Source organism: Pseudomonas sp. P8_229, assembly GCF_034008635.1.
GTDB lineage: Bacteria > Pseudomonadota > Gammaproteobacteria > Pseudomonadales > Pseudomonadaceae > Aquipseudomonas.
The window spans coordinates 4,653,344-4,677,671 of sequence record NZ_CP125378.1; the positions used below are offsets into that span (position 1 = coordinate 4,653,344).

The 24,328-nt window shown below is 61.6% G+C and carries 25 protein-coding genes; 13 read left to right on the plus strand and 12 right to left on the minus strand.

The window, feature by feature from the left end; genetic code table 11:
- Positions 1-51: 51 nt before the first annotated feature.
- The 3 genes from recQ to QMK55_RS21040 all read left to right on the plus strand — a co-directional run bounded on the left by recQ (position 52) and on the right by QMK55_RS21040 (position 4,652).
- On the plus strand, positions 52-2,181 hold the full coding sequence (gene recQ, locus QMK55_RS21030; RefSeq protein ID WP_102355309.1) for a DNA helicase RecQ: 2,130 nt from the start codon (positions 52-54) through the stop codon (positions 2,179-2,181).
- Positions 2,182-2,314: 133 nt separating this feature from the next.
- A complete protein-coding gene (locus QMK55_RS21035; protein ID WP_064586519.1) occupies positions 2,315-2,749 on the plus strand; it encodes a MarR family transcriptional regulator in 435 nt (144 codons plus the stop codon).
- Between the two features lie 127 nt (positions 2,750-2,876).
- Positions 2,877-4,652 carry a FimV/HubP family polar landmark protein gene (locus tag QMK55_RS21040; RefSeq protein WP_320329899.1) on the plus strand — a complete coding sequence of 592 codons (1,776 nt, stop codon included), beginning with the start codon at positions 2,877-2,879 and terminating at the stop codon, positions 4,650-4,652.
- A gap of 167 nt (positions 4,653-4,819) precedes the next feature.
- Here the strand turns inward: QMK55_RS21040 and QMK55_RS21045 are convergent, their stop codons facing one another.
- On the minus strand, positions 4,820-7,009 hold the full coding sequence (locus QMK55_RS21045) for a patatin-like phospholipase family protein (protein WP_102355307.1): 2,190 nt from the start codon (positions 7,007-7,009) through the stop codon (positions 4,820-4,822).
- 71 nt (positions 7,010-7,080) lie between these two features.
- On the opposite strand from QMK55_RS21045, the gene QMK55_RS21050 reads away from it, so the two are divergent.
- The gene (locus tag QMK55_RS21050) at positions 7,081-7,368 is read left to right on the plus strand and encodes a SelT/SelW/SelH family protein (protein ID WP_016771139.1); all 288 of its coding nucleotides are present in this window, start codon (positions 7,081-7,083) and stop codon (positions 7,366-7,368) included.
- Here QMK55_RS21050 and QMK55_RS21055 read toward each other — a convergent pair.
- Together QMK55_RS21055 and QMK55_RS21060 are read right to left on the minus strand one after the other, a co-directional pair.
- Positions 7,362-8,255, minus strand: a complete 894-nt coding sequence (locus QMK55_RS21055) for a DMT family transporter (RefSeq protein WP_102355305.1) — start codon at positions 8,253-8,255, stop codon at positions 7,362-7,364. The genes QMK55_RS21050 and QMK55_RS21055 overlap by 7 nt on opposite strands.
- Before the next feature lie 181 nt (positions 8,256-8,436).
- Positions 8,437-9,201 carry an AraC family transcriptional regulator gene (locus tag QMK55_RS21060; protein WP_102355304.1) on the minus strand — a complete coding sequence of 255 codons (765 nt, stop codon included), beginning with the start codon at positions 9,199-9,201 and terminating at the stop codon, positions 8,437-8,439.
- 136 nt (positions 9,202-9,337) lie between these two features.
- On the opposite strand from QMK55_RS21060, the gene QMK55_RS21065 reads away from it, so the two are divergent.
- Positions 9,338-10,153: a UDP-2,3-diacylglucosamine diphosphatase gene (locus tag QMK55_RS21065; protein ID WP_025110572.1), complete on the plus strand. Its 816-nt coding sequence runs from the start codon at positions 9,338-9,340 to the stop codon at positions 10,151-10,153.
- A 124-nt stretch (positions 10,154-10,277) separates the two neighbouring features.
- Here the strand turns inward: QMK55_RS21065 and QMK55_RS21070 are convergent, their stop codons facing one another.
- The gene (locus tag QMK55_RS21070; RefSeq protein WP_320329900.1) at positions 10,278-10,868 is read right to left on the minus strand and encodes an HD domain-containing protein; all 591 of its coding nucleotides are present in this window, start codon (positions 10,866-10,868) and stop codon (positions 10,278-10,280) included.
- A 26-nt stretch (positions 10,869-10,894) separates the two neighbouring features.
- Positions 10,895-11,206 (minus strand): DUF962 domain-containing protein, encoded by a 312-nt coding sequence (locus QMK55_RS21075; RefSeq protein ID WP_102355302.1) that lies wholly within the window; start codon positions 11,204-11,206, stop codon positions 10,895-10,897.
- A gap of 164 nt (positions 11,207-11,370) precedes the next feature.
- On the opposite strand from QMK55_RS21075, the gene QMK55_RS21080 reads away from it, so the two are divergent.
- Positions 11,371-12,426, plus strand: coding sequence for an AraC family transcriptional regulator (locus QMK55_RS21080; protein WP_320329901.1), 1,056 nt, complete (start codon positions 11,371-11,373; stop codon positions 12,424-12,426).
- On the opposite strand, the gene QMK55_RS21085 is transcribed toward QMK55_RS21080, so the two are convergent.
- The gene (locus QMK55_RS21085; protein ID WP_102355300.1) at positions 12,383-13,837 is read right to left on the minus strand and encodes a TrkH family potassium uptake protein; all 1,455 of its coding nucleotides are present in this window, start codon (positions 13,835-13,837) and stop codon (positions 12,383-12,385) included. The two genes, QMK55_RS21080 and QMK55_RS21085, sit on opposite strands and share 44 nt — an antisense overlap.
- A gap of 121 nt (positions 13,838-13,958) precedes the next feature.
- On the opposite strand from QMK55_RS21085, the gene QMK55_RS21090 reads away from it, so the two are divergent.
- Positions 13,959-14,525, plus strand: coding sequence for a nitroreductase family protein (locus QMK55_RS21090; protein ID WP_102355299.1), 567 nt, complete (start codon positions 13,959-13,961; stop codon positions 14,523-14,525).
- Positions 14,526-14,637: 112 nt separating this feature from the next.
- Here the strand turns inward: QMK55_RS21090 and QMK55_RS21095 are convergent, their stop codons facing one another.
- The 6 genes from QMK55_RS21095 to QMK55_RS21120 form a co-directional block, all read right to left on the minus strand.
- The gene (locus tag QMK55_RS21095; protein WP_320329902.1) at positions 14,638-15,978 is read right to left on the minus strand and encodes a HAMP domain-containing sensor histidine kinase; all 1,341 of its coding nucleotides are present in this window, start codon (positions 15,976-15,978) and stop codon (positions 14,638-14,640) included.
- Between the two features lie 117 nt (positions 15,979-16,095).
- Positions 16,096-16,545: an LTXXQ domain protein gene (locus tag QMK55_RS21100; RefSeq protein WP_102355297.1), complete on the minus strand. Its 450-nt coding sequence runs from the start codon at positions 16,543-16,545 to the stop codon at positions 16,096-16,098.
- Positions 16,546-16,777: 232 nt separating this feature from the next.
- On the minus strand, positions 16,778-17,455 hold the full coding sequence (locus QMK55_RS21105; RefSeq protein ID WP_007966021.1) for a response regulator transcription factor: 678 nt from the start codon (positions 17,453-17,455) through the stop codon (positions 16,778-16,780).
- A gap of 7 nt (positions 17,456-17,462) precedes the next feature.
- Positions 17,463-17,873 (minus strand): translation initiation factor 2, encoded by a 411-nt coding sequence (locus QMK55_RS21110; RefSeq protein ID WP_102355295.1) that lies wholly within the window; start codon positions 17,871-17,873, stop codon positions 17,463-17,465.
- A gap of 290 nt (positions 17,874-18,163) precedes the next feature.
- The gene (locus QMK55_RS21115; protein WP_007919677.1) at positions 18,164-18,463 is read right to left on the minus strand and encodes a YciI family protein; all 300 of its coding nucleotides are present in this window, start codon (positions 18,461-18,463) and stop codon (positions 18,164-18,166) included.
- A 1-nt stretch (position 18,464) separates the two neighbouring features.
- Positions 18,465-19,064: a septation protein A gene (locus QMK55_RS21120; RefSeq protein ID WP_320329903.1), complete on the minus strand. Its 600-nt coding sequence runs from the start codon at positions 19,062-19,064 to the stop codon at positions 18,465-18,467.
- 87 nt (positions 19,065-19,151) lie between these two features.
- On the opposite strand from QMK55_RS21120, the gene QMK55_RS21125 reads away from it, so the two are divergent.
- The 6 genes from QMK55_RS21125 to rluB all read left to right on the plus strand — a co-directional run bounded on the left by QMK55_RS21125 (position 19,152) and on the right by rluB (position 24,159).
- Positions 19,152-20,015, plus strand: a complete 864-nt coding sequence (locus QMK55_RS21125) for a PHP domain-containing protein (RefSeq protein WP_102355293.1) — start codon at positions 19,152-19,154, stop codon at positions 20,013-20,015.
- A 13-nt stretch (positions 20,016-20,028) separates the two neighbouring features.
- Positions 20,029-20,658, plus strand: coding sequence for an L-threonylcarbamoyladenylate synthase (locus QMK55_RS21130; protein ID WP_102355312.1), 630 nt, complete (start codon positions 20,029-20,031; stop codon positions 20,656-20,658).
- 123 nt (positions 20,659-20,781) lie between these two features.
- Positions 20,782-21,480: a segregation and condensation protein A gene (locus QMK55_RS21135; RefSeq protein WP_178082106.1), complete on the plus strand. Its 699-nt coding sequence runs from the start codon at positions 20,782-20,784 to the stop codon at positions 21,478-21,480.
- A gap of 11 nt (positions 21,481-21,491) precedes the next feature.
- Entirely contained in the window at positions 21,492-22,457 is a 966-nt protein-coding gene (scpB, locus tag QMK55_RS21140) for an SMC-Scp complex subunit ScpB (RefSeq protein ID WP_320329904.1), read from the plus strand.
- Between the two features lie 147 nt (positions 22,458-22,604).
- Positions 22,605-22,796: a DUF1289 domain-containing protein gene (locus QMK55_RS21145; RefSeq protein ID WP_320329905.1), complete on the plus strand. Its 192-nt coding sequence runs from the start codon at positions 22,605-22,607 to the stop codon at positions 22,794-22,796.
- 142 nt (positions 22,797-22,938) lie between these two features.
- The gene (gene rluB / locus QMK55_RS21150; protein WP_320329906.1) at positions 22,939-24,159 is read left to right on the plus strand and encodes a 23S rRNA pseudouridine(2605) synthase RluB; all 1,221 of its coding nucleotides are present in this window, start codon (positions 22,939-22,941) and stop codon (positions 24,157-24,159) included.
- Positions 24,160-24,328: the final 169 nt, after the last annotated feature.

The following is a 24,328-nucleotide window of genomic DNA, read 5'->3' on the forward strand; positions in this document are numbered from 1 at the left end:
TGTCCTGAACCAGCCTGTGCAGGGATGTTTCGGTAGATTTTTGGAGTTTTTATGCTCGAACAGGCTCAACGCGTCCTCAAGGACATCTTCGGCTACGACAGTTTCCGTGGCCGTCAGGGTGCAATCATTGAGCGCGTGGCCAGCGGCGGTGATGCGCTGGTGCTGATGCCTACCGGTGGTGGCAAATCGCTGTGCTTCCAGGTGCCGGCGCTGTTGCGCGAGGGCCTGGCGGTGGTGGTCTCACCGTTGATCGCCCTGATGGACGATCAGGTCGCCACCCTCGAAGAGCTGGGCGTGGCCGCTGCGGCGCTGAACTCCACGCTGAGTGCCGAACAGCAGCGTGATCTGGCGACGCGGATCAAGCGCGGCGAAGTGAAAATGCTCTATCTGGCCCCCGAGCGCCTGGTACAGCCGCGCATGCTGTCGTTCCTGCAAGGCTTGAACATTGCGCTGTTCGCCATCGACGAGGCGCATTGTGTATCGCAATGGGGCCACGATTTCCGTCCGGAATACCTGCAACTGGGCCAGTTGGCGGAAATGTTCCCCGACGTGCCGCGCATCGCCCTGACCGCCACCGCCGACAAGCGCACCCGCGAAGAAATCGTCACCCGGCTGCATCTGCAGAATGCCGAGCGCTTCCTCTCGAGCTTCGATCGCCCGAACATCTTCTACCGCATCGTGCCCAAGGAGCAGCCGCGCAAGCAGTTGCTGGCGTTCCTCGCCGAGCGGCGCAGCGATGCCGGCATCGTCTACTGCCTGTCGCGCAAGAAAGTCGAGGAAGTGGCGACGTTCCTCAGTGAGCAGGGTTTCCCGGCGCTGCCGTATCACGCCGGTCTGCCCAACGATCTGCGGGCGTTCAACCAGAAGCGCTTCCTCAACGAGGAAGGCCTGATCATGGTCGCCACCGTGGCGTTCGGCATGGGCATCGACAAACCCAACGTGCGTTTTGTCGCGCACCTCGATCTGCCGAAATCCCTTGAAGCCTATTACCAGGAAACCGGTCGCGGCGGCCGTGACGGTCTGCCGGCAGATGCGTGGATGGCCTACGGTCTGCAAGACGTGGTGATGCTCAAGCAAATGCTGCAGAACTCCGAAGGCGATGAGCGCCACAAGCGTCTGGAGCAGCACAAGCTCGACGCCATGCTGTCGCTCTGCGAAGAAACCCGTTGCCGTCGTCAGACCCTGCTGGCGTATTTCGATGAAGACATGCCCGAGCCGTGCGGCCATTGCGACAACTGTGTCGATGGCGTGCAGACCTGGGACGCCACTGAACCTGCGCGTCAGGCGTTGTCGGCGATTTTCCGCACGGGGCAGCGGTATGGCGTCGGTCATCTGGTCGACGTGCTGCTGGGCAAGGACAACGAGAAAATTCGCAGTTTCGGCCATCAGCACCTGTCGGTGTGGGGTGTCGGCAAGGCGCTGAGCGAGAGCGAATGGCGCTCGCTGTTCCGCCAGTTGGTGGCGCGAGGGTTGGCGGATGTCGATCACGAAGGTTATGGCGGTCTGCGCCTCAACGACAGTTGCCGGCCATTGCTCAAGGGCGAAGTGAGCCTGGAGCTGCGCCGCGATCTCAAGCCGCAAGTCGCTGCCAAGAGCAACAGCAAGAGCCCGGCCAGCCAACTGGTGCGTGGCGAAGAGCGCGAACAGTGGGAAGCCCTGCGCGCGCTGCGGCGCAAACTCGCCGAAGAACATGGCGTGCCGCCGTACGTCATCTTCCCCGACTCGACGTTGCTGGAAATGCTCCGCAGCCAGCCGACCTCGCTGGCAGACATGGCTCGGGTCAGTGGTGTCGGTGCGCGCAAACTGGAGCGTTACGGCGAGGCCTTCCTCGAAGTGCTCGGCGGCGAGGCCGAGGCGCCGAAAGTGGTGGCCGACGTGCGTCACGAACTGATCACCCTGGCCCGCGCCGGCATGACTCCGATGCAGATCGCCGGGCAGTTGCAGTGCTCGGAGAAGAACGTCTACACGATGCTCGCCGAGGCCATCGGCAAGCAGCAGTTGTCGCTGGAGCAGGCGCTGGACTTACCGGAAGAGCTGATGGGGGAAGTGCAGGACGCGTTCCTCGACGGCGAGGGCGAATTGCCGTCGGTCGCTGAAGTGGCCGAGCTGTTTGCGGGTCGTGTTCCGGAGGGTGTGCTCTATTGCGTAAGGGCTGCGCTGCAATCGGAATTCGAAATGTAAGACGGCGTTTGCGCCAACCGTCAGGCAGTTGTAACGATTCAGTACAGGTCGGCTCTTGCCTATAGCCAAATGTCATGCTTAGCTGACTAATAATTAGTTTTTCTCTATTTGTCAGTCTACTCATGAGTGTTTTATGCCGTTAACCGATCAACACCGCTTTGGCATGCAACTGGCCCAGATGTCCCGTGGCTGGCGTGCCGAACTGGATCGCCGCCTGGCTGGTCTGGGTCTGTCCCAGGCCCGCTGGCTGGTGCTGCTGCATCTGGCGCGATTTGAAGACGCGCCGACCCAACGCGAGCTGGCGCAAAGTGTCGGCGTCGAAGGGCCTACCCTGGCCCGCTTGCTCGATAGCCTGGAAAGCCAGGGCCTGGTGCAACGCCAGTCCGTGATGGAAGACCGTCGGGCGAAAAAAATCGTTCTCTGCGCCCCGGCGCTGCCACTGATCGAACAAATCGAAACCATTGCCACGCAACTACGCAGCGAGCTGTTCGTCGGTATCGACGAGGCGGACATGAAGGTCTGCATGCGGGTTCACGGGCACATTCTGGCCAACCTGGAAAAATCTTGAGGCATAACCGCACGCCGGTTCTTTGAGGGATCGCGCAGAGCAGACTATAAGAACTACTGGGCAATATCGTGTTCGTACCGGATGTGCGAACGCATAGAAGTCGGTTTTGCTTATTTAAGGGATGCTCATGCTCGCAAGTCGGCACGTGGTACTGCGCGGTGGCGCCAAATGGCTGCTGGTCGCTGGCGTATTCAGCTATTCGACCTGGTCGATGGCTCTGGGTCTGGGGGACATCACTGTTCACTCAGGCCTCAATCAGCCGCTCAAGGCCGACATCGCGCTGGTCGATGCCAGTGGCCTCAGTGCCAGCGACCTCTCGGTCAGTCTGGCCACGGCGGAGGAATTCGGCCGGGCCGGGGTCGAGCGGGTGTTCTTCCTCAATGACCTGCGGTTCACCCCGATCCTGCATGGCAATCGCCAGATGATCCGGGTGACCTCGCGCAAACCGGTCAAAGAACCTTTCCTTAATTTTCTGCTGCAGCTCAATCAGCCCAATGGCCGTTTGCTGCGCGAGTACACGCTGCTGATCGATCCGCCGGGTTCTCCGAGCATCGTGCCGGCCACGGATGAACCCGACCCACGCCCGCAATCCTCTGAATTCCCTACCGTCGAACCCGCCACGGCGGCGCCTCAGGCTGCCCAGGGCAAACGCGACGTTGCCCCTTCAGCGTCGGTGCCACCTGCGGTGGCTGCACCGGCCAACGCGGCGCTGACCGAGCAACTGGCGGCCAGCGTGCTGCAGAACCAGCAGCTGCAAAAGACCGTCGACGAACTGAACGCGAAACTGCAGGCGCAGGATGCGCAGATTGCCGATGGCAAAAAGCAGGTCAGTGATCTGCAAACGCGGTTGACCGAGCTGCAAAAGCCACCGGCACCGGTCATATCACCAACGGCACCCGAGCCTGCGCCCGCACCGCCGCAAGCCGAAGACGACGGCCTGAACTGGCCGCTGCTCGGCGGTTTGCTGCTGTTGCTGGGCGTGTTGGGGGGCGGGCTATTCGTGCGCCGTCGCCGTCAATTGGCCCAGGATGTTGCGCCGCTGGCGATTGTCCCGGCAGGCCATGAACCGGATCTGGATGAGACCCCCACCACAGCTTCCACCAGCATCAAAGCAACCACCGAGCATCGTGAAGAGCCGGCGGCGGGCGACGTGCTGGAAGCGGTGGGGATTTACCTGGCCTACGGACGCCTGAACGAGGCTGCCGGGATGCTACGCAATGCCTTGGACAAGGAGCCGAAGCGCATCGATCTGGGGCTGCAATTGCTCGAAGTGCTGGGGCGCCAGGGTGACAGCGCGGCCTATGAGCAACAGGAAACCCAGTTGCGCGGGGCAGGAGTCGATCCGCAGCAACTGGAGGCTATCCGTGCACGTCATCCAAAGCTCAACAGTGCTGCGCCAATGGCACCGGTAGTGCCTGTCGTCGTTGCCGCACCGGTGGCTGCGGCACAACCGGCGCCAGAGGATGATTTCGAATTGAACCTGGGCGAGTTGTCGATGGCGTCCAGCTGGGATCTGGAGGATGGCCGTGCGGCAGCCGATCGGCCGTCAGCAGCCGTCTCCGTGTCGGGTTCGCGCCTTGAGATGTTGCCGACGGACTTTGAATTGCCTGAAGCCGCAGTGAACCATGAGACGGAGCTGGAATGGATCCCCGAGCCAGACGCGCAGCCGCTGGATGACGATTTTCTCAATGAGTTTGGCGATCCGCAGCCATCACTGGGGCTGGAGCCGCTGGCGTGGCAGGAACCGGAACCAGCCGCTGGATCAGTGAAACTCGAACAGGCGCAGACCTGCATTGATGACGGGGATATCGACAGCGCGATTGCGTTGCTCAATGAGTTGCTCAAGGAAGGGGACGAGCCGCTCAAACAGACCGCGCGGACGTTATTGGCGGGGATTCGCTGATGGTTGAGTTACCGGGATTGTTGGGTGACTGAACAATCGCCTTCGCGAGCAAGCCCGCTCCCACAGGTTTTTGTGTCGATCAGAGATATTGTGAACACCTCCGAAACTGTGGGAGCGGGCTTGCTCGCGAAGGCGGCCTGCCAGGCAACATCAATCCTCCTGAGTGCTTAGAACGTCTGCCCCAGATTCAGATAAACCGCCTGCTCGTTCGCATCATTCAAGCCATACGTGAAATTCAACGGCCCCAGCGGCGTATCGAAACCGATGAACACGCTGGCGGCATTGATATAGCCGCTGTCGAATTCATTGTTGTTGTTCCATGCCCGGCCCCGTTCCAGCGAGGCGCCGGCGTACAGCGGGAAGTCCAGCGGCAGGTACGAACGCGGCGTCAGTCGACGGTAATACACGGCGCGCATCAGGCTGATGTTCTGCCCGGAGATCGAGTCCTCACGGAACCCCGACAACTGCCGCGCGCCGCCGAGCAGGAAGCTTGAGGTCACCACGTTGGCATCGTCCAGCGTGCGGGCATAGCGCCCGCCGAGAATCAGCGTGTCCGGGCCATGGCTCATGGCTTTGTCGAGTTTGAATTCCCACTGGCGATAGCGCGTGTCCGAACCCAGGCTCGGTTCGAATTGCTGCAGGGTCAGGCTGACGTCCTTGCCTTCGTGGGGGAAGTAGACGTTGTCCAGCGAGTCGAATGAGTACTTCAGCGAATAGAAACCTTCCTTGAAGTTTTCGCTCGGCAGATCCTGATCGCCGATCCGCACATCCGCTTTGCCCCAGGCTTCACCGACGCCGAAGCGGATTTCGCCGTTGTTGCCGATCTGTCGGCCAAAGTTGAGGCCGAATCCGTAGCGTTCGACGCGGTATTGGGCGATCGGGTCGTTGTCGAGCACGGCATCGACGTTCTGCGCTTCAAACGCTGCATAAGGCGCGACGAAATAGCGCGAGCCGACGTCCAGCGGCTGATAGAACTCGGTGTAGAGCTCCTGTTTGTCGCCGATCTGCGCCCGGGTCAGCCATTCGGCGCCGAGGCGGTTGATGCCGTTGATGCGGTAACTGGCGCCGAGGTTGAAGGCGCTGTCACCGCGCATGTCGTCCGACAGGTTCAGGCCAACCCGCAGGTAATCGGTGCCGCTGCGTTTGCCCCGGGCACTGATCACCAGGGTGTGATCCTGGCCCTTGTGCACCACGCGGTACTGCACCTGTTCGAAGTAGTCGAGGCCGTACAGTGTGCCCATGTCCGAGTGCAGTCGGCCGAGGTCCAGCGGTTCGCCGATGGGCTGGCGGATGTAGTAGCGGATCACGTCGTCGCCGACTTTCGAGTCGTTCTCGACTTTGATCGCGGTGATGATCGGCGTGCGCTGGCCCGGGGCGCGGGCAGCATTGAGTTCGGCGTCCTGGGATTCGCGGGGTTTGAGCACTGCGAGGCGCGCGTCGAGAATCTTCGTGGCGCGGTAACCGGCGTCGATCATCTCCTGGGCCTTGCCGAAATCAGTCACGCCGAACGCCGCCAGCGCCGGCTGGATCAGCACGTCGGAGGGCTTGAGGGCGGCCAGTTGTTCTTCGGAGTTGCGCCGGGTCATCAGGGTGATCGACTGATTCAGCACATCGACCACGGTGGTCAGTTGCTTGCGGTTGCGCAGCGGGGTGCCGATGTCGACCACGATGGCCACGTCGACGCCCATTTCCCGGGCGACGTCGAGCGGGATGTTGTCGGTCATGCCGCCGTCCACCAGCAGTCGGCCGTCCAGCTCGACCGGAGCAAATACCGCCGGGATCGACATGCTGGCGCGGATCACTTGGGGCAGATGGCCTTTGCGGAACACCACTTTTTCGCCGTTGGCGATGTCGGTGGCGACGGCGCGGAACGGGATCGGCAGTTTGTCGAAGTCCCGGGTGTCGCTGGTGTGCGCCAGCAGGCTTTCGAGCATCAGCGCCAGGTTCTGGCCCTGAATCACCCCCAATGGAAGGCCGAGGCTGCCGTCATCGCGAAAGCTCAGTTGCTGTTTCACCAGAAAATCGCGGTCGTCCTGCTTGCGTCGAAACGGCACGTCTTCGCGTGGCGGAGCGTCGGACAGTGCCTGCTGCCAGTCGATGTTCAGCGCGAGTTTTTCCAGTTCATCGATCTTGTAGCCCGAGGCATACAGGCCGCCGACCACCGCGCCCATGCTGGTGCCGGCAATCGCATCGATCTTGATGCCTTGTTCCTCAAGGGCCTTGAGCACGCCGATGTGCGCCAGTCCACGGGCGGCACCACCGGACAGCACCAGGCCGACTTTCGGGCGCGATGCCTCACTGGCGTGAACGAGCAAAGGAAGAAAGCCAAGCAACAGGCAAAACAGCAAACGGCGCATGGTGAGTCTCGGGGCAAGCGATAAAGCCGGCTATTATAGCGGCGCCCTCTGTCTCAGGAGTTTCAGCGAACATGACTGTCGCAAAAGCAGAAGTTGTCATCACCTATTGCACCCAATGCCAGTGGCTGCTGCGCGCCGCGTGGCTGGCGCAGGAACTGCTCAGCACCTTCGCTGACGACCTCGGCAAAGTGTCACTGGTGCCAGGCACCGGCGGGGTATTTCACATCACCTGCGCCGGCGTGCAGATCTGGGAACGCAAGGCCGACGGCGGTTTTCCCGAGGCCAAGGTGTTGAAGCAGCGGGTTCGCGATCAGATTGATCCTGACCGCGATCTCGGTCACAACGACCGCACTCAGTGAGACGCAGCCTCGGCGGCGACGGTTTTCTTGTCGGCATGGCCGGACATCCGCGCTGACACGACGATGGCAACAATGATCAACGCACCGCCGATCAACATCTTCGACGTCGGGTTTTCATTGAACAACAGCCAGGCGACGGTGATGCCGTAGACCGGCTCCAGCGCAAACACTACTGCCGCCGTACGCGCCTTGATCACCGCCAGACTTGCCACAAACAGGCTGTGCGCGACGCCGGTACAGAACACCCCGAGCAGCGCAATCCACAGCCAGTCGAGTGCGCGCACTTCGCTCAGTTGCGGTGCTGCAACTGGGAGTAGACACAGCGCCACCACGACGTTTTGGCACAGCGCCGCTTGCACCGCCGGAATACGCCCGGAGCTGGCGCGGTTGGTCAGTGACAACAGCGAGAACAGCAGTCCCGACAGCACCGACCAAAGCAAACCGATGGTCGCGCCGCTGCCCAGGTCGAAGGCCGGGGTCACCAGAATCAGGCCGATGCTGACCAGCACCACCAGCACAATTTCATTGGCACGGATGCGTTCTCGGAAGATCAGCCCTTCGAGAATCACCGTGAAGGCCGGGAAACTGGCGAAGCCCAATGTTGCGATGGCGACACCGGCGATCTTCACCGACAGGAAGAAACTCACCCAGTGCCCGGCCAGCAATACGCCGCTGAGGGCCAGGCGCCGCCAATCCACGGCCTGAAGTTTCTGCCAGCCGTGCTGACTGGCAAAACGGGCGAAAAATGCCAAGGCGAGCACGGCGAAAGCAGCGCGACCGAAGACGATCACGGCGGGGGACGCAGCAGCGAGTTTGCCGAACACACCGGTCAGGCCAAACATCAAAGCACCGATATGCAGAGCGCCGAGGGCGGTACGCGGAGTCATCGAAATCCTTCTATCTCAAACACAATTCTTGATCGATCCCACGCTCTGCGTGGTAACGCCTCTGGGGACGCTCTGCGTCCAGTGACGCGGAGCGTCACGGGCTGCATTCCCACGCGGAGCGTGGGAACGATCAGCAGCGGACACATAATGAGCCGGGGAAGGTCGAAAGTCTGTCGGCGGACTATCGTCGTTTGTCGCAGGAGTCGCGACGAAGCTGGCCGGGTGATGCGCCGAACTCGCGCAGCACGGCGGCCGAGAAGGCACTCTGCGAGCTGTAGCCGACGCGACTGGCAATCTCGCCAATCGGCAGTGCGGTGTCGCGCAGCATTTGCACCGCAAGATGCAGACGTCGGCTGCGGATGTAATCCATCGGCGTCTGCCCGCATTCGGCCATGAAGCGTGCATGCAGGCGCGCGCTTGAGAGCCCGGCAACCCGCGCCAGATCGGCAACCTGCAGCGGATAAGCGGCGTTTTGCTCGATGTGCGCATCCAGCGCCGCATAGGGCAGGCGTCGGGCCGCCAGCTCGGCCGGCCGCGCCTGATTGAGGCTGGCCAGGAGCAACACTGAACCTTGCTGCGCGATCAACGGATCGCTGACCGGGCTGTTCGCCAGCCAACTGACCAACTGACTCTGCCCGGAATCCAGCGACAGGCGCGCGGGCTGATCAAGCAAGCGGCGGCTGGCGTCGGCATGATCGCCCAGCGAGTCGACCAGCCATTGCCCGTCAGGAATATCCATCACCAGACAGCGGCTGCCATCGGGACTGCCGCAGGCATGATGAGCGCCGGAAGGGATCACCACGAAGCTCTGCTGACGAACCTGGCTGCCACAACCCTCGACCTCGAAATCCAACGCACCGGACAACCCGAACACCAGTTGCGCGTGGTCGTGGCTGTGGACGATCAAGTCGTGGGTGTACTGACGCAGGGTGAGGATCGGTCGCATGGCAGGGTCGTCTCCGAAGTGATCGCCAGTCTACACCGACCCACGCCGGATGCGTTGTCACACGACTGACTCACGCTTGTCATGGTCGATTAACCGGACAAGCGCAGAGTGGCGAAAACATCGCAGAGGGTTGCCCATGACCAGCGCCGAGCTCGCCAGACCCAGCCGTAAACAACGGGTGCGTACCCTGTGGATTTCCGACGTGCATTTGGGCACGCGTGATTGCCAGGCCGAGCACTTGTCGCAATTTCTCAAGGGCTACCACGCCGACAAGATCTACCTGGTCGGTGACATCATCGACGGCTGGAAGCTGCGCGGCGGCATGTATTGGCCGCAGGCGCACACCAACGTGATCCGCCGCCTGCTGACCATGAGCAAACGCGGCACCGAGGTGATCTACGTCACCGGCAACCACGACGAGTTTTTGCGTCGTTATTCGAAGCTGATCTTGGGCAACATTCAGTTGGTTGACGAGGCGGTGCACGTCACGGCGGATGGTCGGCACCTGCTGGTGATTCACGGCGATCAGTTCGATGTGATCACCCGTTATCACCGCTGGCTGGCCTTTCTCGGCGACTCGGCCTACGAGTTCACCCTGACCCTCAATCGCTGGCTCAACCACTGGCGGGCCCGGTATGGCTACGGTTACTGGTCGCTGTCGGCGTACCTCAAGCACAAGGTCAAGACCGCGGTGAGTTTCATCAGCGACTTCGAAGAAGCCATTGCCCACGAGTGCGTCAAACGCGAGTTGCACGGCGTGGTCTGCGGGCACATTCACCATGCCGAGATCCGCAAGGTCGGCGAGGTGGACTATCTCAATTGCGGCGATTGGGTGGAGTCTTGCACGGCGTTGATCGAGCACTGGGACGGCACGATCGAGTTGTATCGTCTGGCGGATGCGCAGGCGCGGGAGGCAGAACTCAAGGCTGCCAAAGTGGCAGAGATCGCCTAGACACCAGAGATCCCCTGTGGGAGGGGGCTTGCTCCCGAAGGCGGTGTATCAGTCATTACATGTTTATCTGACACACCGTCTTCGGGAGCGAGCCCCCTCCCACATTTTTGAATGGTGGCAGTCATCAAGCCGGGTTGTGTTCTTCCATCGCCGCCTTGTAGATCGAATGTCTGGGCTGCGCAAACAGCCGCGCCATCATCGGCTCGAAGAAGCTCAGCGGCAGGGTGTCATACGCCGGGTCGAACGCCGCCGCATCGTACTTGGCGCAGAACTGCGCCGTGGCCTGATACTGCGGATGCGCGGCGAATTGCTCGCGCAGGTGCCGATCCATGCCCAGGTGATGGAAGAAGTAGTAGCCCTGAAAGATGCCGTGTTTCTCGACCATCCACAGGTTCTCGGCACTGACGAACGGCTTGAGTATCGCTGCAGCGATGTCCGGATGGTTGTAGGAACCGAGGGTGTCACCGATGTCATGCAGCAGCGCGCACACCACGTATTCCTCATCACGTCCATCGCGATAGGCGCGGGTCGCGGTTTGCAGCGAGTGGGTCAGGCGATCCACCGGGAAGCCGCCGAAATCGCCTTCGAGCAATTTCAGGTGCGCGACGATCCGGGACGGCAGTTGCCGGGCGTAGGCGCTGAAATCTGCAGCGATGATCGCCCAGTCTTCCTGCGTGCCGTCCTTCATGTGGGTGAAGCGGGCATTGGCGTTCATCGGCAAGCCTCCTGGTGTGTCGGGTTTCAGAACGCCACGCGGCCGAGGATCATGTCGCGGTACATGACGAAGTCGCCGAGCAGGCTGTACAGCGGGTGCTGGAAGGTTGCCGGGCGGTTTTTCTCGAAGAAAAAGTGCCCGACCCAGGCGAAGCTGTAACCGGCCAGCGGCAAGGCGAGTAACAACAGCCAGGCGCCTTTGGCGATGGTCATGGCCAGAATGAATATCACCAGCGTAGTGCCGATGAAATGCAATCGCCGGCAGGTACTGTTGCTGTGCTCGCTGAGGTAATACGGGTAGAACTCAGCGAAGCTATTGAACTGCTTGATGTTTTCCACGACCGCGATCTCTGTGGTTATTGTTCTGACGGCAAGTTGTTCGGCGGGTAGCTTATTTGAGTCTAGAGTGAACAGAGTCATCAGCCAGTGACAATGGGCGCCACTTTAGTATCCTTCGCAAATCGGGTCGTAGCATGCGATCCATCATGTAAAAGAATAACGCCATGAGCGAACGAACGACTTCTGCAAGCTGGGCGATGGGGATTGTCAAAGCATTGGAGATGGACGGCCTGGATTGCCGGGTACTGTTCAAGCAACTGGGGCTCGATTACGCGGCCCTGAATGATCCGGATGCGCGCTTCCCGCAAGATTCCATGACCCGACTCTGGCAACGGGCGGTCGAGCTGTCCGGCAACCCGGCGATCGGCCTGAACATGGGCAAGGTGGTGCGACCGGCCTCGTTCCATGTCGCCGGCTACGCCTTGATGTCGAGCAACACCCTGGCCGAAGGCTTTCAGCGCCTGGTGCGTTATCAGCGGATCATCGCCGAAAGCGCCGACTTGAGTTTTCGTCTGATTGAAGAAGGTTATGCGCTGATTCTGACGGTGCATGGCGATCACCTGCCGCCGACCCGACAGAGCGCCGAAGCCTCGCTGGCCTGTGCGCTGGGCCTGTGCGGCTGGCTCACCGGGCGCACGCTGCACCCGGTCAAAGTGTTGTTTCAGGGCGACGAGCCCGATGACCTGCAACCCTACAAACAAGCCTTCCATGCGCCGCTGATGTTCAACGCGCCGTACGATGCGTTGATCTTCGAACGCACCGACATGGAGGCACCGCTGCCCACCGCCAACGAAGCCATGGCGCTGCTGCACGACCGGTTTGCCGGGGAATACCTGGCGCGGTTTTCCGAAAGCCGCGTGACCCACAAGGCACGGCAGGTGCTGTGTCGTTTATTGCCCCAGGGTGAACCCAAGCGCGATACGGTGGCGCAGACCCTGCATCTTTCGCAGCGCACCCTGCAGCGGCGATTGCAGGAGGAGGGCACGAGTTTTCAGCAGTTGCTCGATGACACCCGCCGTGAACTGGCCGAGCAGTACCTGGCGCAGCCAAGCATGACCCTGCTGGAGATTGCCTATCTGTTGGGGTTTGCCGATCCGAGCAACTTCTTCCGCGCCTTCCGCCGCTGGTTCGACACCACGCCCGGCGATTACCGGGCGCGGCTGTTGCAGACGCCGATCAGTGACGCCAAAAGGCCGGAATACACAGCACAAACACCGTAATGATCTCCAGTCGGCCGAGCAGCATGCCGAACGACAGGATCCACTTGGCTGCATCCGGCAGGGTGGCGAAGTTGCCCGCCGGGCCGATGGTCTCGCCCAGGCCCGGGCCGACACCGGAGACGGTGCTGGCGGCGCCGGTCAGTGCAGTCATCCAGTCGACGCCGAGCAGCGACAGCAGCAGGGCGATCACGCAGATGGTGATGGCGAAGAAGAACGAAAAGGTCAGAATCGAGCGCACGATTTCTTCGTCGAGACGGTGGCCGTTGTACTTCTGTTTGATCACTGCACGCGGGTGAATCAACTGGTTAAGGTTGGCCTTGAGCAGGATGTAGGCGACCTGGAATCGGAAGATCTTGATCCCGCCCGCGGTCGAGCCGGAGCAGCCGCCGACAAAGCCCAGATAGAAAAACAGCATCAGCGAGAAGTTGCCCCACAGGCTGTAGTCGCCGAGGGCAAAACCGGTGGTGGTGACCACCGACGTGACGTTCAGCGCCACATGCCGCAATGCATCCAGCCAATGCAGGTTGGTGGTCCACCAGTACCAGGTGCCGAGCACCAGCCAGGTCACCAGCAACATGCCGAGCAAACCCTGCACCTGCTGATCGCGGATCAACGCCTTGCGGTTACCGCGCATGGTCGCCACATACAGGGTGAACGGCAGGCTGCCGAGGATCATGATCACCACCGCGACCCAGTGCACTGCCGGTTGCGTCCACTTCGCCAATGACTGGTCGGAGGTCGAGAATCCACCAGTGGAAATCGCCGACATCGCGTGGTTGATCGCATCGAACGGGCTCATCCCCGCCCACCAGAACGCCAGGCTGCCGAGGATGGTGATGCCGACGTAGGCCGCCACGATCAGGCGCGCCACCATGTGCGAGCGCGGCATGACCTTTTCCGAACGGTCGGACGATTCGGTCTGGAACAGGCGCATGCCACCGATGCGCAGCAACGGCAGAATCGCCACCGCCATACCGATGAAGCCGATGCCGCCGAGCCAGTGCAGCAGCGAGCGCCACATCAGGATCCCCGGCGACATGGTGTCCAGCCCGCTGAGCACGGTCGAGCCGGTGGCGGTGATGCCGGACATGCTTTCGAAGAACGAGTCGGTGTAGCTGATGTGCTGGGTCAGCAAAAACGGCAGCGCGGCGAAAATGCACACCACCAGCCAGCTGCTGACGGTCAGCAGATACATGTCGCGCGGGCGCAGATGAATGTGTTCGGGGCGACCGGGGATTACCAGGGCAAGGCCGGCGACGAAGGTGATCATGCTCGCCCAGAGGAACGACGGCAGGTCGCTGGTGCGCTCGAAAATCACCAGAGTGGCCATGGGCACGACCATGGCGACGGCCAGGGTAATCAGGAAGATGCCGATGATGAAACCAATGATCCGTAAGGTCGGCAACGCCATGAAGTCCGCTCGGGCTGAAGTGGGAAGGGCGCCATTCTACCCGTGGGGGCAGGCATGTAAACCGGCACCCGGTTGGCAGATACCGCTAGAATAGCCGCACATTTTTCTCAGGAGGTGGCCGATGCAGGCTCTCGACGCGTTGCTCAACCGTGTTTCCGTTCCACGACTGGTCGAACCGGCCCCCACCGTGCAGCAGCGCGAAGCCTTGTTCGGTGCAGCTCTGCGTGCGCCGGATCACGGCCACCTGCAGCCGTATCGTTTCCTGACTGTCGAAGGTGCGGCACGCGAGCAAATGGGCGAGTTGCTCGCCGAAGCAGCGCAGATGCAGGACGGCGAAGTCACCGAAGCGATGATCGACAAGGCGCGTAACGGCCCGCTGCGGGCGCCGCTGGTGGTCGTGGTGATCGCGAAACTGCAGGAACATGTCAAGTATCCGAAGGCCGAGCAATTGCTGGCGGCTGGCTGTGCAGCGCACGGGATTTTGCTGGCGGCGTATGCGCAGGGGATTGGTGCGGTGTGGCGCACCGGTGATCTGGCGTATTCGGCGCACGTGGCCAAGGGGCTGGGCCTGGCTGAAGGCGAACAAGTGATTGCCTTCCTGTACCTCGGCACGCCGCAGAAAGAGCCACGAGTGGCGGAGAAGGTTGATCTGGCCGAGTTCGTCAGCGCCTGGCCGTCCAAGGCCTGACACACCACTGATCAAATGTAGGAGTGAGCCTGCTCGCGATAGCGGTGTATCAGTCAATGAATTTTTGTCTGATCCACCGCTATCGCGAGCAGGCTCACTCCTACTGTTTTGATCAGGGTTGAACCACCGCTCCCGGCACCAACGGCAACTCCAGACTGGCAACAAACCCGCCCTCAGGGTGATTGGCCAGCACCAGACTCCCGCCGTGGCGCTCCGCCGCGCGCTTGGCAATCGCCAACCCCAGACCATGTCCTGCCGCCGTCTGCCCCGGCGCCCGATAGAACGGTTCACCCAGCTGGCTCAGATGCTCATCCTGCACGCCCGACCCGTGGTCGCGGACGCTCACCACAATCCGTTCGCCCTGATGCGCTGCGTGCATTTCGATCGCCTGCCCCTCGGGGTTGAAGCGTTGGGCGTTACGCAGCAGGTTATCGACGGCGCGCTCGATCATGGTCGGCCAGCCGGTCAGGTTCAGGTGCGGCTCGGCGATCAGGCGCACGGTCTGTTCTGGCGAGCCGAGTTGCGCGTCTTTCTGCAACGTGCCGAGTAATGAGTTCAAATCCACGGCTTCGGCGCTGGCGTTGTCGGCATCGACTCGCGCCAGCACCAGAATTTCGCTGATCAACGCTTCCAGCCGATCGCACTCGCGGGTCAGGCGCGGCCAGAGTTTTTCCCGTTCTTCAGGGCTCGCGCGCTCCGCCAGCGCCAAGGCGATGCGCAGCCGTGCCAGCGGTGAGCGCAGTTCGTGGGAGACGTCGCGCAGCAACTGGCGCTGGCTGCCGATCAAACTTTGCAGGCGTGCGCCCATGCGGTTGAAGTCAGTGGCGAGCACGCCGAACTCGTCGCGGCGGTTGGCCAGTTTCGCCAGGCTGTTCTGCTGATAGGTGGTTTGCCCCAGATCATGCACCGCGCCGCGCAAACGGCTGAGCGGGCGGGTGATGGAGAGGGTCACCAGCAGGCTGAACAGGGTCAGCACCACCAGCGCGATGCCCAGCGCACTCAGTGGCCAGAGCAGGCTTTCGCGGTGCCAGGCGTCGAGTTCCGGGTGCGGGATGCGGAAGATGAACAGGTAGGTATCGCCGGTTTTTTCGCTGGTGAACTCGTCGGTCAGGCGCCGCCATGGCAGGCGTCGGTCATCGTTGTTTTGCCGGGCTTCGAATGCTGCGGCGCGGCGCGGGAAGGTGCCGCGCACCACCGGGTCGCCGCTCTCGTTCAGTACCTGGACGTCGATGTGGTATTGGCGCTTGCGCTGTTGAAGAATTTCCTGCGCAGCGTCTTCGCCTTGGGCTTCGTAGGTTTGCGTCCATTCGGCGGCCAGGGTGTTGAGGCCCGGATGGCGGCTGAGGATCCACGCGTCCTGGTTGAGCATGTGCCCGAGCAGAATGGACAGGCCGGCAACCAGTGCAATGGCCAGCCAGAAGCTCGCGAGAATACGCCAGAACAATGAACGCACAGAAAATCCTCAATCAAACAAAAACTCAACAATGTGGGAGCGAGCAAGCCCGCTCCCACATTTGGATTGAGTGGCAACAGGCCCGACGGGATTAACCGTCGGATCCGGGTCAGAACATTATTGCGTTTTTTGCGGCTGTTGCGCTTTCCACGCCTTGAACTCGGCCCATTCGGCGCGGCGTTCAGCCTGTTTCTTCTGGATCTCGTCGAATTTCTTCTGTTGATCCGGTTTCAGCAGGTTGCGCACGTCGGCTTCGGCTTTCTTGTGGTTGGCCGCCATCTCGTCCTTCATGGCTTTCTGGTCAGCCGGCGAGAGTTTTTCCAGGTACTTCTCGACCACCTGACGACGCTCGTGCATCTGCTCGCCCATGATCTTGCGGATCTGATCGCGCTGTTCGCGGGACAGGTCGAGTTGGCTGTACGGGCCTTTGCCGTGCTCGCCGTGCATCTGACCGCCGTGGCGTGCACCGTCCATCGGGCCACCCATCGGGCCGCCATCCTGTGGCATGGCCATGGCGACGGTTGGCAGAGCGGCAGCGAACATCAGAGCGATAAGAGTCTTGCGCATGGTGTATCTCCTTGTCTCGTTCCCGGTACGTTCCGGATGAGTACAGATTACGGAGATCAAGGTCAGCGGCGGTCAGCGCTGCGTAAAGCTTGGGTAAAGACGTTTTGTTCCCAACCTTACAAACACACCCCAGCAGGAGTGAGCCTGGTCGCGATAGTGGTGTATCTGGCAAGAAAGTCTCGACTGACACACTGCCATCGCGAGCAGGTTCACTCCTGCTGGGGGGGCAGGTTCAGAGGCTGTAGTAGTAACCACGGCTGCGCAGGGCGACGATGCGCGGGCGGCCATCGGGGTGCGGGCCGATCTTCTTGCGCAGGTTGCTGACGTGCATGTCGAGGCTGCGGTCGTACAGGGTCAGCTTGCGGCCGAGGGCCAGTTGCGCCAGTTCCTGTTTGTCCAGCGGCTCGCCGGGCTGCTTGAGCAGGGCTTCGAGCAGACGGCTTTCGGAAACGGTGAGGGTCAGTTCTTTCTCGTCGATGCTGACCACGCCGCGCACCGGGCTGAAGCTCAGGTCGCCGAGTTCGAGCTGGGTCGACACCGCGGCCGGATGACTGCGGCGCAGCACGGCGCGCAGGCGGGCGGTGAGCTCGCGTGGGTCGCAGGGCTTGGCCAGATAGTCGTCAGCGCCCAGCTCCAGACCGAGAATGCGGTCCAGTGGTTCACCACGGGCCGAGAGCATCAACACCGGCAGATCGGCGTGTTCGCTGCGCAGTTGCTTGAGCAGTTCCAGGCCGCTGCCATCGGGCAGCATCACGTCCAGCACCACCGCCGCCGGGGCCGATTCGGCCAAAGCTTTGCGGGCGCTCTGGCCATCGTGACAGGCGCGCACCTGGAAGCCTTCCTGGCTCAGCCAGCTACTCAGGAGTTCGCACAACTCCTGGTCATCATCAATCAGTAACAGCTCGCTCATGACTCACTCAATTTAGCCATTGCCGACGTTTTCGGCTTGCTCCACTGGCAAAGATACCGCAGAGCAGCGCCAATAGCGCTACTCCGGCGCCCGTGACGAACCATTGCTGCTGTTCGGTCAACAGACGCGGCAACGGGCTGGCCTGGGCTTCCTTGAGTTGCAGCTTCAGGCGCTGGTTCTCCTGGCGCAATCGGGCAAGCTGGGCGCTTTCACGGGTGTTGTCGGCATTTTGCAGTTGTTTGTTCAGTTCTTCCCGTTGCTGCTCGCTGGCCTTAAGGCGCTGCTGCAACTCGGTAATCTGGCTGCCGGCACTCAACGACAATGGCGTGGAGCTGCCGCTTTCGGTGGTTTCCTCACCATGGGCGGGCGCCATGATCGTCAACGTGACCCACATCAGACACAACGGACCTTTGCGCATTGCGATTCCTGCTAGCAAATGGATATTGGGCAGGTTGTCGGCAGGCAAACGAGAATAATGAGCGATTGAGAGCGGTTAGAACCAGGAAGGTTCAGTGCGGGCGAAGGTGATATTGCGGTTGATGATTTTTGTGGTGAGGGGATTCATCCCCGATGGCCAGCGCAGCTGTCCCAAAACCAGAGCATGCGGAGTACCAGGCATACGGCACTGGATGGTTTTTGGGTTGCTGCGCAACCCATCGGGGATGAATCCCCTCACCACAGAAATCCCATTTAGCCTTGATTCAAGCCTTATGGCAGGACTTGCTTGAACGGCTTGACCACCACGTTGGCATACACGCCAGCGGCAATGTACGGATCGGCATCGGCCCACGCTTGCGCGGCGCTCAGCGAATCGAACTCGGCAACGATCAGGCTGCCGGTGAAACCTGCCGCGCCCGGATCATTGCTGTCGACCGCCGGATGCGGGCCGGCCAGCACGATGCGGCCTTCGCCCTTGAGCGCTTGCAGGCGTTCCAGATGCGCAGGGCGCGCGGCCAGGCGGGCTTCCAGCGAGTTGGCGACGTCGGTGGCAATGATTGCGTAGAGCATGTCAGTCCTCGGTTTTTGGTGTTGTTGTGGTATCGGCATCGTGCAGATGGCGCGACAGGTAGATGCCCTGTGCGACCAGGAATATCAGGGTCATGCCCAGGCTGCCGAACACCTTGAAGTCCACCCAGTAGCTCTGGAAGGTGAAGGCGACGAACAGGTTGGCGGCCCCGCAGAACAGGAAAAAGGCGATCCAGGCGATGTTCAGACGGGTCCAGACCGGATCCGGCAGGGTCAGCGCGTGGCCCATGATGCGTTTGATCAGCAGGCGGTCGCCGATGAAGTGGCTACCAATGAATGCGACGGCGAACAGCCAGTTGACCACCGGGGCTTTCCACTTGAGGAAGGTTTCGCTGTGGAAAGCCAGCGTCAGGCTACCGAACACCAGACACGCGATCAGGGTCAGCCATTGGCTCTTTTCCAGCTTGCGCTGTTTGATGAAAAGCGCGCCGTACACCACCAGGGAGCTGATGATCAGCATCGCGGTGGCGCTGTAAATACCGCCTACAGTGACTTCATGGCCCGCGACATCGACCACCTGTGGATCAAGTTTGTAAACGATGAAAAACAGCAGAAGCGGGATGAAATCGATGAATTGTTTCACAGTAAGAGCCAGAAGCTGGATGTGGCGGCATAATAACAAACATATGGGCGCGCGATAGCGCCAGCTGATTTGAGGTTACAACTCACCGTGAATGTTGATTTGCACTGCCACAGCACGGCCTCCGATGGCGCCCTGGCGCCTGCGGTTCTGGTTGCGCGTGCGTTCGAAAACGGCGTGCGAGTCCTGGCGTTGACCGACCACGACACCCTTGAAGGCCTCGCCGAAGCGCGCGCGACCGCCAAAGAGTTGGGCATGCAACTGGTCAACGGCGTCGAATTGTCCTGCACCTGGGGCGGCGCGACCATTCATGTGCTGGGCTACGGTTTCGACGTCAACGCCGCTCCGTTGGTCGAGGCCATCGCCAAATTGCACGATGGGCGCTGGCTGCGGTCGGAAGAAATAAGCCGCAAGCTCGCCCTCAAAGGCATGCCCGGCGCCCTCGACGGCGCGCGGAAAATTCAGCAGGAACTGGGCGACAGCGGCAACGCCCCGGCCCGTCCGCATTTCGCCGACTGGATGGTGCGTGAAGGCTTTGTAAAGGATCGCGCCGAGGCGTTCCGCAAATGGCTCGGCGCCGGCAAGCTGGGTGACGTCAAGTTGCACTGGCCAACCCTCGAAGACACCGTCGCCACGTTGCGCGCGGCCGGTGCCTGGGTCAGTCTGGCGCATCCCTGGCACTATGATTTCACCCGCAGCAAGCGCCGAAAGCTGATTGCCGACTATATTCAAGCGGGCGGGCATGCGATTGAAGTGGTCAATGGCTTTCAGCCCGCAGAACAGGTGGGCAGCCTGGCAATCCTTGCCCGTGAGTTCGGTCTGCTGGTCAGCGCCGGCAGTGACTTCCATGGCCCTGGCGGCTGGTCCGAGATCGGCCAGTACCGGCCGGTTCCCGAGGACCTTCCACCCCTGTGGTGTCGGTTCAAACATGACACAGTTATTGCCGCCGTCTGAACAGGTAGAAAATGTGAGTCAATTTTTCCAGATCCATCCGGAAAACCCGCAAGCGCGCCTGATCAAACAGGCCGTCGAGATCATCCGCAAGGGCGGTGTGGTGATTTATCCCACGGATTCTTCCTACGCGATCGGTTGCCAGATCGGCGACAAGACGGCCATCGAGCGTGTACGACGCCTGCGTCAGCTCGATGAAAAGCATAACTTCGCGTTGATCTGCAGCGACCTGTCGCAACTGGGCAACTACGCCAAGATCGACACCGGCACCTTCCGCATTCTCAAGGCCCATCTGCCGGGGCCTTACACCTTTATCCTCAACGCCACCCGCGAAGTGCCGCGCCTGCTGCTGCATGCGAAGAAGCGCACCATCGGCCTGCGGGTGCCGAGTCATCCAATCGCGTTGGCCTTGCTGGCCGAGCTCGGCGAGCCGCTGATGAGTGTGACCCTGATCATGCCGGGCGACGATGATCCGTTGAGCGATCCGTACGAAATGCGCCAATTGCTTGAGCATCAGGTGGACTTGATCATCGACGGCGGTTTCGGCGGAATCAAGGCGTCCACCGTGATCGACCTGACCGGCGACGACCCGGAAGTGATCCGCGTCGGTTGCGGCGACCCCGCGCCGTTCATGGTCGAGGCCTGAATGTCCGCAGTGGAAACCGTTGTCGATCCCCAGGCCGGCGCCCAGCAGGAACTGCCGTTTGCCATGGTCTACGGCCAGGCCGTCATGGAAATGCCGCTGGACCTGTACATCCCGCCGGATGCGCTGGAAGTGTTCCTTGACGCCTTCGAAGGCCCACTCGACCTGCTGCTGTACCTGATCCGCAAGCAGAACATCAACATCCTCGACATTCCGGTGGCGGAAATCACCCGCCAGTACATGGGCTATGTCGAGTTGATGCAGTCGGTGCGTCTGGAGCTGGCCGCCGAGTACCTGGTGATGGCCGCGATGCTCGCCGAGATCAAGTCCCGCATGCTCCTGCCCCGGGCCGAAACCGTCGAAGACGAGGAAGACGACCCGCGCGCCGAGCTGATCCGCCGCTTGCAGGAATACGAGCGCTTCAAGGCCGCCGCCGAAGGTATCGACGGCCTCAGCCGGGTCGGTCGCGACGTGGTGGTGCCCAAGCTCGACGCCCCTGAGGCAAGGGCGCGCAAGCTGTTGCCGGATGTCGCGCTGGAAGAGATTCTGATGTCCATGGCCGAGGTACTGCGCCGTGGCGACATGTTCGAGAGCCATCAGGTCAGCCGCGAGGCGCTGTCGACCCGCGAGCGCATGAGCGATGTGCTGGAACGGCTCAAGGGCGGCGGCTTTGTGCCGTTCGTCGAGCTGTTCACCGCCGAGGAAGGCCGCCTCGGCGTGGTGGTGACCTTTATGGCGATCCTTGAACTGGTCAAGGAATCCTTGGTCGAGCTGGTGCAGAATGAGCCGTTCGCCGCGATCCACGTGCGAGCCCGAGCCGAATAACGAGTCGAAACATGAACCTGACTGAACCCCGCGAGCTGGCGCCCCTGCTTGAAGCCTTTCTGTTGGCCTCGGGAAAGCCGCAATCGCTTGAACGCCTTTTCGAACTGTTCGAAGAGGGCGAACGGCCGGAACCTGCGGTCTTCAAGAAAGCCCTGAGACTGCTGGCCAAGTCCTGCGAGGGGCGTGCGTTCGAGCTCAAGGAAGTCGCCTCCGGCTACCGCTTGCAGATCCGCGAGAAGTTTTCGCCGTGGGTCGGCCGTTTGTGGGAAGAGCGCCCACAGCGCTATTCCCGTGCGCTGCTGGAAACCATGGCGCTGATTGCCTATCGCCAGCCGATCACCCGGGGCGAGATCGAAGACGTGCGTGGCGTGGCGGTCAACACCAACATCGTCAAGACGTTGATCGAGCGTGAGTGGATCCGCATCGTCGGTTACCGCGACGTCCCGGGCAAACCGGCGATGTTCGCTACCACCAAGGCGTTTCTCGATCACTTCAACCTGAAGAACCTCGAAGACCTGCCACCGCTGGCCGAACTGCGCGAGATGGAAACCGAACCCGTGCTCGACTTCGACGACGCGCCGGTGCCCGCCGGCCTGCAAGAGTTGGCCGATGCCAGCGCCGAGCCGGAGGAGGAGAAGGAAGAGACCAGTTTCCATACGTTGTTGCTGGAACTGGACAGCATGGAGGAGGGGATCAAGACCGACTTCGATGATTTGCTGCGTGATGCGGCTGACGGCGAAGTGTCGACGCCTGAACCTGATGCCGAGATGGCCGGGCCGGCAATTGAAGTTGAAATTGAGCCTGAAGTCGAACCGGAAGAAGACGTGCTTGGCGTTGCACAAGCTCGGGAAAAACTCCTGGCTGCTGTCGCCGCCCTCGAGCAGCCGGCGCCAGAACCAGAACTGAGTGAAGAAGAGGCCGAAGCCCGCGCATTGGCCGAAGCCATCGAAGCCGAACGCCGCGAGTTCGAGGACTGACCCCGATCCCCTGAACACCGCCATCCCCCCTGTAGGAGTGAGCCTGCTCGCGATAGCGGTGTATCAGTCACATTTTCTTGCCTGACACACCGCCATCGCGAGCAGGCTCACTCCTACAAGGGATTTGTGTTTTTTCCGGAGATGTTGATGAGTTCCACCAAAGACCCCTGCATCAGCCTCTGCAAATTCACCGACGACATCTGCCTCGGCTGTGGCCGCAGCAAGCGCGAGATCCGCGCCTGGAAGAAACTCGACAACGACGACAAGCGCACCGTACTGGCCGAAGCCGCACTGCGCCTGATCAAACTCGGCCGTGCCGGTCGGCGGAAAAAGAAATAACTGTCGATCGATCAGCTAGTCTCTGATGCGCGATGGCGCACATCCGCGTATGATTCGCGACCCTTCGGCGATCCCTTCGCCCGAATACCCGTTTTCAAAGCTTCAGGCGCCGCCTGAACAGACCACACCGGGAGGTGCCCAGATGAGTGACATCAATCAGAAAGACGACCAGGAAATCGGCCCAGCAGGCGAAAAACTGCAGAAAGTCCTCGCCCGTATCGGCGTCGGCTCGCGCCGTGACGTGGAGTCCTGGATCAGCCAGGGCCGGATCAAGGTCAATGGCAAAGACGCCACCCTCGGTCTGCGCGTCGACATGCATGACGCCATCACCATCGATGGCAAGGTGATCAAGCGCGAAGAGGCTGCCGAGTCGGTCCGCCGCGTGATCATGTACAACAAGCCCGATGGCGAGATCTGCACCCGTGACGACCCGGAAGGCCGTCCGACCGTGTTCGACAAGCTGCCGCGTCCGAAAGAAGGCCGCTGGATCAACATCGGTCGTCTCGACATCAACACCACCGGTCTGCTGATGTTCACCACCGACGGTGAACTGGCCAACCGCCTGATGCACCCGTCTTACGAGATGGACCGTGAGTACGCCGTGCGTGTACGCGGTGAAGTCGACGATGAAATGATCGAGCGCCTGAAGGCCGGCGTCGTGCTGGAAGACGGCCCGGCCAAGTTCACTGACATCAAGCAGGCACCGGGCGGCGAAGGCTTCAACCACTGGTATCACTGCGTGGTGATGGAAGGGCGTAACCGTGAGGTTCGTCGTCTGTGGGAATCGCAAGGTCTGGTGGTCAGCCGTCTGAAGCGCGTGCGTTTCGGTCCGGTGTTCCTCAACTCCGACCTGCCGATGGGCCGCTGGCGCGAAATGAGCCAGTACGAAGTCGACATTCTCAGTGCTGAAGTCGGCCTGACCCCAGTGGCGATGCCGCAACTGAACGCCAAGAGCAAAGACAAGCTTGAGCGTATGCAGCGCAAATCGTCGCGGCCGATGGCCAAGACCGAGCGCGTGCGCACGCTGCGTCCGGCTGCTGGCGCGCCGACTGGCCCACGCCCGAGCCGTGAGCCGCAGATCGAAGGCGAGCGCCCAGGTCGCAAGCCAGTTGCCCGTGACGGCGAGCGCGCTCCGCGTCCGGCTAACGGCCGCACTGAGCGTGGCGAACGTGGTGCCCCTGCCGGTCGCGGCACGCCAGTGGCGGATCGTCCTGCGGACACTACCAACAAGCGTCCGGCCAAGCCTGCGCCGAAGCGTCCTGGGATCAAACTGGTCGACGGTGACAAGCCGTCGGGCAAGCGCCGCGGCGCACCGGCCGGTTCCGGCCAGCGTCCGGGGTTTGGCCGCAAGAAGCCTGAGTGATCGGGTTTAGCGCCAAATGAAAAAACGCCAACCGCAGGGTTGGCGTTTTTTTTCGTCTGGCGCACACCGATCGTTCCCTCGCTCTGCGTGGGAATGCCTCAACGGACGCTCCGCGTTCGGCTCTAGAGGGACGCGGAGCGTCCCAGGCTGCATTCCCACGCGGAGCGTG